Source organism: Micromonospora sp. M51, from assembly GCF_018070305.1.
Taxonomy (GTDB): Bacteria; Actinomycetota; Actinomycetes; order Mycobacteriales; family Micromonosporaceae; genus Micromonospora; species Micromonospora parva.
The window spans coordinates 1-9,201 of sequence record NZ_JAGPXZ010000179.1 but is presented as its reverse complement, the minus strand read 5'-3'; the positions used below and the strand labels follow the sequence as shown (position 1 = coordinate 9,201).

Genomic DNA, 9,201 nt, shown 5'->3' with positions numbered 1-9,201 from the left:
ATCGATCTCCACCTGCGCGCTCGACCTGCCTGCGCCAGGGGTCGCGGTGCGCCCGCCGCCCGCTACGACCCAGGTCGTACGCGGTGTCATCCGCCGGGCGTGACCAGCCCACTCTCGTACGCCAGGACCACCGCCTGGACCCGGTCGCGCAGCTGGAGCTTGGCCAGGATCCGCCCGACGTGGGTCTTCACCGTCGCCTCGGCGACGTGCACCCGGGCGGCGATCTCCGCGTTGGACAGCCCCTGGGCGACCAGCAGCAGCACCTCCCGTTCCCGTTCGGTGAGCTGGGCGAGCCGAGGGTCGCCGCTCGGGGCGGCGCCGAGCTGCCCGGCGAACCGGTCCAGCAGACGCCGGGTGATCGACGGAGCCACCACCGAGTCGCCCTGGGCCACCACCCGGATGGCCGCCAGCAGCTCCTCCGGCGGGACGTTCTTGAGCAGGAATCCACTCGCCCCGGCCTGTAGGGCGGCGAACGCGTCCGCCTCGGTGTCGAAGGTGGTCAGCACCAGCACCCGGGGCCCGTCCGCGGGCCGCTCGGCGCAGAGTCGCCGGGTCGCCTCCACCCCGTCCATGGTGGGCATCCGAATGTCCATCACGACGACGTCGGCCTCGGTGCGGGCGAGCACCCGCAGGGCGTCCGCGCCGTCGATCGCCTCCCCGACGACCTCAAGGTCGGGCTGGGAGTCCAGCACCATCCGGAACCCGGCGCGGACCAGCGCCTGGTCGTCCACGATCACTACCCGGACCGTCATGCCGCGATCACCTCCGTTGCCGGCTCCGACGGTAGCGGCAGCCGAACCTCGACCTGCCAGCCCCCGGTCGGTCGGGGGCCGGCGGTGAGGCTGCCGTCGTACACCGTCACCCGCTCCCGCATGCCGAGCAGGCCGTGACCGCCGGGCGGCGCCGGGCTGACCAGCGGGCGGCCGCGACCGTCGTCGACCACCCGGACCACGACGGCTTCGACGGTGTACGACAGGACGACCTCGACGCTGGCGCCGACCCCGGCGTGCTTGAGCGCGTTGGTCAGCGCCTCCTGCACCACCCGGTAGACGGTCAGCTCCAGGCCCGGCGGCAGGGACGGTGGCGTACCGGTGGCGGTGCTGCGGACGTGCAGGCCGGCGTCGACGAACCGGGCCAGCAGGTCGGGCAGCTCCGCCAGGGCGAGACGCCGGTGCTCCGGGTCGGCCGCCACCGCCAGCCCGGCCGCGTCGGCCTCCCCGCCGGTCGGGCCGGCGTCGCGCAGGACCCCGACCAGCCGGCGCATCTCCTCGAGGGCCTGCCGGCCGGTGTCCGCCACCACCTTCACCGCGGTACGCGCCTGGGCGGGGTCGCTGTCGAGCATGAACCGGGCGCCGTCCGCCTGGACGATCATCACGGCCATGCTGTGCGCGACGACGTCGTGCAGCTCACGGGCGATCCGGGTGCGCTCCTCGGCGACCGCCGCCCGGGACTCGGCCTCCCGTTCGCGTTCCAGGGTCGCGGCCCGCTCCTCCAGGCTGAGCACGTAGAGCCGGCGGGTCCGCACGTTCAGCGCTACCAACCACACCGCGCCGGTGACCAGCGCGTACCACAGCGCGGTCACCCACCACTGGATGACGTTGGGGGTCTGTGCGGCGGCCAGCAGCACCCCGACGGCCGCGACCGCGCCGGCCAGCACGCCGTCGCGTAGCCGCCGCCCGTACTTCACCACGCTGTAGAGCGCGATCAGGACGGCCACGTCGTAGATGAGCGGACCCCACCGGGCGACCACCTGGATGAGGGCGAGCGCCGCGACGGCCACCGTCACCACGCCCGGGTGGGTGCGGCGGAACAGCAGCGCCACCGCCATGCCCACGCCGACCGCCGTGGCCGCCCAACCGCCCGGCTGGTTCACCGCCGCGGCCAGCGAGACGAGCACCACCAGGGCGGCGACGGCCACGTCGAAGGCGACGCCGCGCAGCGGGCGGCCGAGCACTGTGCGTCTCACGGTCACCCAGCGTACGTGCCGGGACGGGCGGCCCTCGCCCCCCCGCGCGCCCGGGCCCCTCGCGCCCCGCGCGCCCGGGCTCAGGAGCCGAGGATCTCGCGCATGCGGTCGATCTCGACGGTCTGCTCGGTGGCGACGGCGTTGGCGAACTCGTTGAGCGTCAGGTCGGAGCCGACGGTGAGCAGGTTGGTGGCCATCTCGATGGCGCCCTGGTGATGCTCGGTCATCATCTGGACGAAGAGCTTGTCGAAGTCCTGGCCACGGGTCGCGGCGAGCTGCGCCATCGCCTCGGGTGACTGCATGCCGCGCATGGTGCCGTGGTCGTGCCCCTGGACCTCCGCGGGGAGGCCGCGGGTCTGCAACCAGCCGCGCATCATGCCCATCTCCGGGCCCTGGCTGGCCCGGATGCGCTCGGCGATGGCCCGCACGTCGGGGTCGGCGGCCCGGTCGGGGGCGAGCTCCGCCATCGCCAGGGCCTGCGCGTGGTGCGGGATCATCATCCGGACGAACCAGACGTCCAGCGAGTTGTGCGGGGCGGGGCCGACGTCGCGGACCTCGTGCGCCGGCCGGGTGGCCGCCGTCTCGCCCGGGCGGCCAGGCGCGATGACGGTCAGGTCGGTGGGGACCGGGCTGACCGTCGGCGACGCGGTTGCGGGGGCGGGCGCGGAGACCGGCTGCGCGGCCCGCGTGCCGGTGTCGCCGTCGAGGCGGATCATCATGAACGCCACCAGCGGCAACGCGACAGCGAGTGTGACGATCGCCAGGGTGCGTGCGCGCCGGTTGGTCATGGGCCACTCCCTGCAGTCGAGGTCACCGCGATGCTATCCATTGAAGAACCCACTTTCATGTGATCCAGCTCACATCGACGTTCTTCGTCGAGCGGTAACGTGTCAGCCATCGTCTCCCCCTTGCGAAGGGCCCCGCCGATGATCAGACTCCACAAGCCACGGTTACGACAACTGCGCATCGTGGCGCTCGCCACGACCGGCCTCCTCGTCGCCAGCGCTCTCGTCGCCCCGGCGAGCAACGCCCAGACGGTGCCGCAGGCGGCCCCAGCCCCCGCGCTCACCAACACGATCCCCGGCGTCGACGAGATCGTGAGCAGCCCCAACCTGCGCCAGATCGCCAACGTGCCCAAGGTCGCCCCACTGGACGCGACCAACAGCGACATCGCCTTCCAGGGCAAGTACGCGTTCGCCGGCAACTACAACGGCTTCGTCATCTACGACATCTCGCGGCCCAGCGCCCCGACGGTCAAGGCCCGGGTGCTCTGCCCGGGGTCGCAGAACGACATCTCCGTCCACGGTGACCTGCTCTTCCTCTCCACCGACTCGTCCCGCAGCGACGACTCCTGCAACAGCACCGCGCAGGGGGCGGACGTGAAGGGCTCGTGGGAGGGCATCAAGGTCTTCGACATCAAGGACAAGGCCAACCCGCGCTACATCAAGTCCGTCGAGACGGCCTGCGGCTCACACACCCACACCCTGGTGCCGGGCAAGAACAACAAGACGGTCTACCTGTACGTCTCGTCGTACAGCCCGCGGGCCGAGTTCCCGGACTGCCAGCCCCCGCACGACTCCATCTCCATCATCAAGGTGCCGCTGAAGAAGACGACGGACGCCGCGGTGATCGCGGCCCCGAACCTCTTCCCGGACGGCGGTTTCCCGGGCAGTGAGACCGGCTCGGCGACCACCGGCTGCCACGACATCACCGTCTACCCGGCCAAGGACCTGGCCGCCGGCGCGTGCATGGGTGACGGCATCCTGCTCGACATCAAGAACCGGGAAGCGCCCCGGGTCATCAACCGGGTGCGGGACGAGGTCAACTTCGCGTTCTGGCACTCGGCCACCTTCAACAACGCCGGCACCAAGGTGATCTTCACCGACGAGCTGGGTGGCGGCGGCGCGGCGACCTGCAACGAGGCTGTCGGCCCGAACCGGGGCGCGGACGCCATCTACGACATCAGCGGCCGCGGCAACGCCCGGAAGATGACCTTCCGCAGCTACTACAAGATCCCCCGGGCGAACGCCGACACCGAGAACTGCGTGGCGCACAACGGCTCGCTGATCCCGGTGCTCGGTAAGGACATCATGGTCCAGGCGTGGTACCAGGGCGGCATCTCGGTCTGGGACTTCACCGACTCGGCCAACCCGAAGGAGATCGCCTTCTGGGAGCGCGGCCCGCTCTCGGCAGACCGGCCTGTCGGCGGTGGCACCTGGTCCGCGTACTACTACAACGGCCACATCTACTCCAACGACATGGTCAAGGGCCTGGACGTCCTGGAGCTGAACGACTGGCGCACCTGGACGGCCAAGCTGACCCGCTACCAGGAGCTCAACGTGCAGACCCAGCCCAGCTACCTGGGCTGGTAGGCACCGAGCCCGCAGCCGGGCCCGGCCCCCGATCGGGGGCCGGGCCCGGCCCTGTTCGGGCGGAATTCGCCGGTCACGCTATCTATCGGACGCGGTGGGGCCTATCGTCGGTTGTCTCCCATCCCGGGCCGGTCTGTCGGGTTCCCCGCGCCGCAGCGCCGCGACTGGTCGACCGCGCTGCTCCGGTCGCCGGTCACGCGCTGGTGGGCCTGGTCACCCTGACAGTTCCAGCGCGGGCGGCAGACCAGCCACCGTGTCAACGTGGTCAGACGTGAAGCTTGCCGCCGTCGCACCGCCCGCCACACCCGAGCCGACCACCCGCTGGCGACCCCACCCGCTGGACCTGGTGGCGGTCGTCCTCGCCGTGGTCGGCGCGGCCTGCGCGCTGAGCGGGCTGCTGCCCCGCGCGGAGACCACCGCCACGCTGCACCGGATCCTGCCGCTGCTGCTCTTCCTCGGCACCGTCATCGTGCTCGCCGAGCTGACCGCCGTGGCCGGTGTGTTCGACGTGCTGGCCAGCCGACTGGCCATCGCCTCCCGGGGGAGGTGGGCGGCGCTGTTCCTGCTCTGCGGCGGCCTGGCGACACTGACCACCCTCGTGCTCAACCTCGACACCACCGCCGTGCTGCTCACCCCGGTCCTGCTCGCGCTGGCGCGCACCCTGCGCGTGCCCGCCGGCCCGCTCGCGGTCACCACGGTCTGGCTGGCGAACACCGCCAGTCTGCTGTTGCCGGTGTCCAACCTGACCAACCTGCTGGCCGCCGACCGGGTCGGGCTGGCGCCCCTGACGTACGCGACCCGCATGGCGCTGCCTCAGCTGGTGGCGGTGGCGGTCACGATGGCGCTGCTCTGGTTCACCTGGTGGCGGCGGGACCAACCGACCGGGGGGCGCTTCGTCCCGCCGGCCGCGCACGTGCCGGCGGACCCGGTGCTGCACCGCACCGCCCTCGCCGGTTGTCTGCTCTTCATCGGCGGGATCCTCGCCGGCGTGGAGATCGGTCTCGCCTCCACCGTCGCGCTGGCGCTGGTGCTGGTCGGGTTCGTCGTCCGCTCCCCCGCCACGCTGCGTCCGGGGCTGGTGCCGGTGCGCCTCCTGCTCTTCGTCACCGGCCTGTTCCTGGTGGTGCAGACCCTCGGCCGGCACGGGCTGGACGACCTGGTGGGCACCCTGCTCGGGGCCGACGGTGGTGCGCTCGGCGCGCTGCGCGCCGGCGGCACCGGAGCGCTGCTCGCCAACGCGCTGAACAACCTGCCGGCCTACCTGGCCGGCGAGTCGGTGCTGCCGGGCGGCGACGCGACCCGGCTGCTGGCCCTGCTGATCGGCACCAACGTCGGCCCGCTGGCCGCACCCTGGGCGTCGCTGGCGACCCTGCTGTGGTTCGAGCGGTGCCGGGCGGCCCGGGTCACGGTGCCGGTGACCCGGTTCGTGCTGACCAGCACGCTGCTCGCGGTCACCGGCACGCTCGGCGCGGTCGGCGCGCTGCTGCTGGTGAGCTGAGCGCCCGGTCGGCGGGGCGATCCGGTGCGCGGCGGCCGGCTCAGTCGCGGTACACGGCGAGCTGAAGCTCGGTGACGCCCTTCTCCGGGGTGTCCGCGCAGTAGTCCAGGTAGACCTCCCGGGCGAAACCGTCGGTGCGGTAACCGTTCTCCTCGATCCACCGGGCGAGCGCCTGCATGCTCGGCTCGGCGTCGGCCATCGCACCGTGGTGGATGATGGTCGCCGCGCTGTGCAGCGCCGGCAGGTCGCGCACCGTGACGTCGGGAGCCGCAGCCGGCTCGGCGTCGACGAGCACCCCGGCGTGCACGACGACGGCGTCGCCGCCCGCGTCGGCGGGCTCGTACCAGGCGACGGCGGGCCCGCTCGGGTTGACGCCGGCCGCCGACAACCGCCGGAACAGCTCGGGGTAGAGCGGTTGGATCACCGGTCCGATGTCCTCGCCCTGGTAACTGGCCGCGACGGCGGTCAGCTCCGCGACGCGGACCGGTGCGATCTCCTTGAGTACGACGTCCTGGGTGGTCATCCGACCCTCCGACTCGATCATTCGGAGCCTCGCCTCCACGGCCGCCAACCGGGCCGTGTCGGCGGCCAACTGCTCCGCCAGCTGGCTCCTGCGCAGCCGCAGCATGCCCCGCAGCTCGGCCACGTCGACGGCGTCGTCGACGATAGCGCGCACCTGTTCCAGGGTGAGGCCCAGCTCCTTGAGGGCGATCACCCGGTTGAGTCGACGCAGCTGGTCGGCCCGGTAGAAGCGGTAACCGCTGTGCGGGTCGACGCTGGCGGGGCGCAGCAGGCCGATGCTGTCGTAGTGGCGCAGCATCCGCACCGACACCCGGCCGAGTCTGGCGAAGTCTCCGATGGTGAACATGGCCCCCTCACACTCGTCCCTGACACCGTGTCAGAGTCAAGCGTGGCGTGCGGGGCGCCCGTCAGGGGCGGGCCGGGCGCGGGCCGACCAGCCGGCGGACCATCGGCGCGGCGTTCCACTTGGCCGCGCCGACCAGGTCGCGGGCGTGCTCCAGGACCGTGTAGTCGGGTCGGCTGAGCCCGTCGGCGATGGCCCGGTCCAGGTCGTTGCCACAGCGGCTCAGCACGGTGTCGAAGTCCCGCCGGACCGGCTCCTGCAGGTCGTAGCCGAACGAGCGGTGCAGCCGGGCGAAGAGCGGCTTGTACAGCCGGACCCGCTCGTGCAACCCGGACGAGTACGACATCGGGTTCTTCGGACGGCGGAGGATATAGTCGGGCAGCACGTCGCCGAACGCCCGCCGGACGATCCACTTCTCCTGGCCGTGGCGCAGCTTCAGATCCACCGGCAACCGCATCGCCAGCTCCACCACGCTGAGGTCGAGGAACGGCACCCGTGCCTCCACGCCGTGTCCCATGGCGGCCCGGTCGACCCGCTGCAACTCGGTGCGGCACAGGTTGCGGATGCGGTGCAGGAACAGCCTGCGGGCCGCCGCCGGGGCGACCTGGTGGTACATCGGGTACCCGCCGAACAGCTCGTCGGAGCCGTCACCGGTCAACACCACCTTGATGCCCAGGTCGCGCAGCCGCCGGAAGATCGGCACCGAGACGACCGCGTTGATGATGTCGCCGTACTCGGTCAGTTCGGAGATCCGGATGGCCTCGCGGACGTCGGCGAGCCGGATGTCGCGCGGGCGCAGCTCGACCACCACGTGCGGCACGTCGAGGTCGGCGGCGAGCCGCCGGGCGTACGCCACGTCGGGGCTGTCCGCCACGCCGACGGTCACCGCGACACAGTCCGGGTGGATGTCCCGCACCTGCCGCAGGGTCAACGAGCTGTCCAGGCCACCGGAGAGCACCACCCCGACGGTCAGGTCGGTCTCCACCCGCATCCGGATGGCGTCGCTCAGCGCAGCGCGGACCAGCAGCGCGGCCTCGTCCGGGTCGTCGATGATCGGCAGGCCGTCGCCGATGGTGAGCAGGTCGACGTACGGGCTCAGGCGCACGTGCCCGTCCGCCTCGGCCCAGCCGTGGTGCCCGGGCGGCACCTCGGCGATCGGGGCGCCGTGCCCGACGAGCGCCTTGACCTCGGAGGCGATGTGCAGGCAGCCGGGCCGACGGGACCAGTACAGCGGCTTGACGCCGAGCGGGTCGCGGGCCAGGTACGCCCGACCGGTGGCCCGTTCGACGACCGCGAAGGCGTACTCGCCGCGCAGCCGGGTCACCGCCGCCTCGCCCCACTGCTGGAACGCGGCGAGCAGCACCTCGGTGTCGCTTTCGGTGCGGAAGGCCTGCCCCAGGCGGGTCAGCTGCGCCCGTAACTCCCGGTAGTTGAAGATCTCGCCGTTGAAGCAGAGCAGCCATCGTTCGTCGGTCGAGGTCCACGGTTGCACCGCCCGGTCCCGGTCGACGACCCGCAGTCGACGGGTGCCGGCGAGCAGACCGTTCTCCGACCGGGTCTCGGTGACCTCACCGCGTGGGGCCAGGGCGGCGAGCATCCGCCGGAAGGTCGCCGGGTCGGCCTCGGGGCCGATGCTCAACGCGATGCCGCACACCGGCTCAGACCCCCATCTCGGCCTCGTACGCCCGGCGTAGCCGACGCCGGGCGGTGGGCGCGAGACACAGGTGCCAGGCCTGCCCCTCGTCGATCACGTTCAGCTCACCGGCCTCCTGTCGGCTCAGCAGCAGCTGCGCCAGGGTGTCCCGCGCGCCGAAACGCTCGAACCAGGCGAGCTCGACGTCGACCGAGTAGCCGAGGCAGTGCCCGCTGGGCAACATCGCCGCGTAGCCCAGGCGGCGCAACCGGTACTGGTGCTCGGCGCTGCGGACCAGGCTGGTCACCCAGAGCGGCGGGGTGGCCGGCGGCGCGACGGCGGCGAACTCCCGGGCGATGTCGTTGAGCAGCGCCACCACCTCGCGGCGGGCGCGGCGGAACAGCAGCCCCGCGGTGTGCGGGGTGGCGTCGGGTAGCAGTCGGCGCCGCAGCCCGCGCGCGGCCCGGCCCAGCATCGTGGCGGGCTGTTCCTGGTAGCGGAAGCGCAGCAGGTCACGGCGGCGCAGCCACTCCAGGTCGACCAGTTCGGCGCTGCCGTTGACCTGGTCGTCGGTGACGAAGGTCGGCGCGTCCTGCCACCACAGCACGTCGATGCGGGAGAGCAGGTAGATCCGGACCAGGGCGCTGAGGTCACCGGCCGAGGTGCGGTCGTTCGGCTGGTAGCGGGCCATCTCCAGCAGCAGGGTCTCGCGCGCGCCGATCAGCCCCTGCGGGGTGCCATCGAGGACCGCGGCGAGCGCCGGCTCCCGCAGCCGCGCGTCGATGAGCACCTGCCGGGCCCGGGTGCTCGCCGCGTCCGCCAGGGCGCCGACCTCGACCAGCAGCTCGGCGACGGCGGCCCGGTAAG

8 protein-coding genes are annotated in these 9,201 nt (G+C 72.5%); 2 read left to right on the top strand and 6 right to left on the bottom strand.

Annotation, left to right across the window (positions count from 1 at the left end; translation table 11 throughout):
- Positions 1-86 precede the first annotated feature (86 nt).
- The 3 genes from KBX53_RS12540 to KBX53_RS12530 form a co-directional block, all read right to left on the bottom strand.
- Complete coding sequence (locus KBX53_RS12540; protein WP_210859290.1) at positions 87-752, bottom strand: response regulator transcription factor; 666 nt, start codon at positions 750-752, stop codon at positions 87-89.
- The gene (locus KBX53_RS12535; RefSeq protein WP_210859288.1) at positions 749-1,972 is read right to left on the bottom strand and encodes a histidine kinase; all 1,224 of its coding nucleotides are present in this window, start codon (positions 1,970-1,972) and stop codon (positions 749-751) included. Before KBX53_RS12535 ends, KBX53_RS12540 begins: the two co-directional genes overlap by 4 nt.
- A 74-nt stretch (positions 1,973-2,046) precedes the next feature.
- The gene (locus tag KBX53_RS12530; RefSeq protein ID WP_210859286.1) at positions 2,047-2,754 is read right to left on the bottom strand and encodes a DUF305 domain-containing protein; all 708 of its coding nucleotides are present in this window, start codon (positions 2,752-2,754) and stop codon (positions 2,047-2,049) included.
- A gap of 138 nt (positions 2,755-2,892) precedes the next feature.
- Here KBX53_RS12530 and KBX53_RS12525 point away from each other — a divergent pair, with 138 nt between their 5' ends.
- Both KBX53_RS12525 and KBX53_RS12520 read left to right on the top strand, forming a co-directional pair.
- Complete coding sequence (locus tag KBX53_RS12525) at positions 2,893-4,338, top strand: LVIVD repeat-containing protein (protein WP_210859284.1); 1,446 nt, start codon at positions 2,893-2,895, stop codon at positions 4,336-4,338.
- Positions 4,339-4,609: 271 nt separating this feature from the next.
- The gene (locus KBX53_RS12520) at positions 4,610-5,836 is read left to right on the top strand and encodes an SLC13 family permease (RefSeq protein WP_210859282.1); all 1,227 of its coding nucleotides are present in this window, start codon (positions 4,610-4,612) and stop codon (positions 5,834-5,836) included.
- Positions 5,837-5,876: 40 nt separating this feature from the next.
- Here the strand turns inward: KBX53_RS12520 and KBX53_RS12515 are convergent, their stop codons facing one another.
- From KBX53_RS12515 to KBX53_RS12505, 3 genes are all read right to left on the bottom strand, one after another.
- Complete coding sequence (locus KBX53_RS12515; RefSeq protein ID WP_210859280.1) at positions 5,877-6,704, bottom strand: MerR family transcriptional regulator; 828 nt, start codon at positions 6,702-6,704, stop codon at positions 5,877-5,879.
- A gap of 61 nt (positions 6,705-6,765) precedes the next feature.
- Positions 6,766-8,355 (bottom strand): asparagine synthetase B, encoded by a 1,590-nt coding sequence (locus tag KBX53_RS12510; RefSeq protein ID WP_030338063.1) that lies wholly within the window; start codon positions 8,353-8,355, stop codon positions 6,766-6,768.
- Positions 8,356-8,359: 4 nt separating this feature from the next.
- On the bottom strand, positions 8,360-9,201 hold an 842-nt coding region (locus tag KBX53_RS12505; RefSeq protein ID WP_247675511.1), incomplete at its 5' end, for a DUF5715 family protein.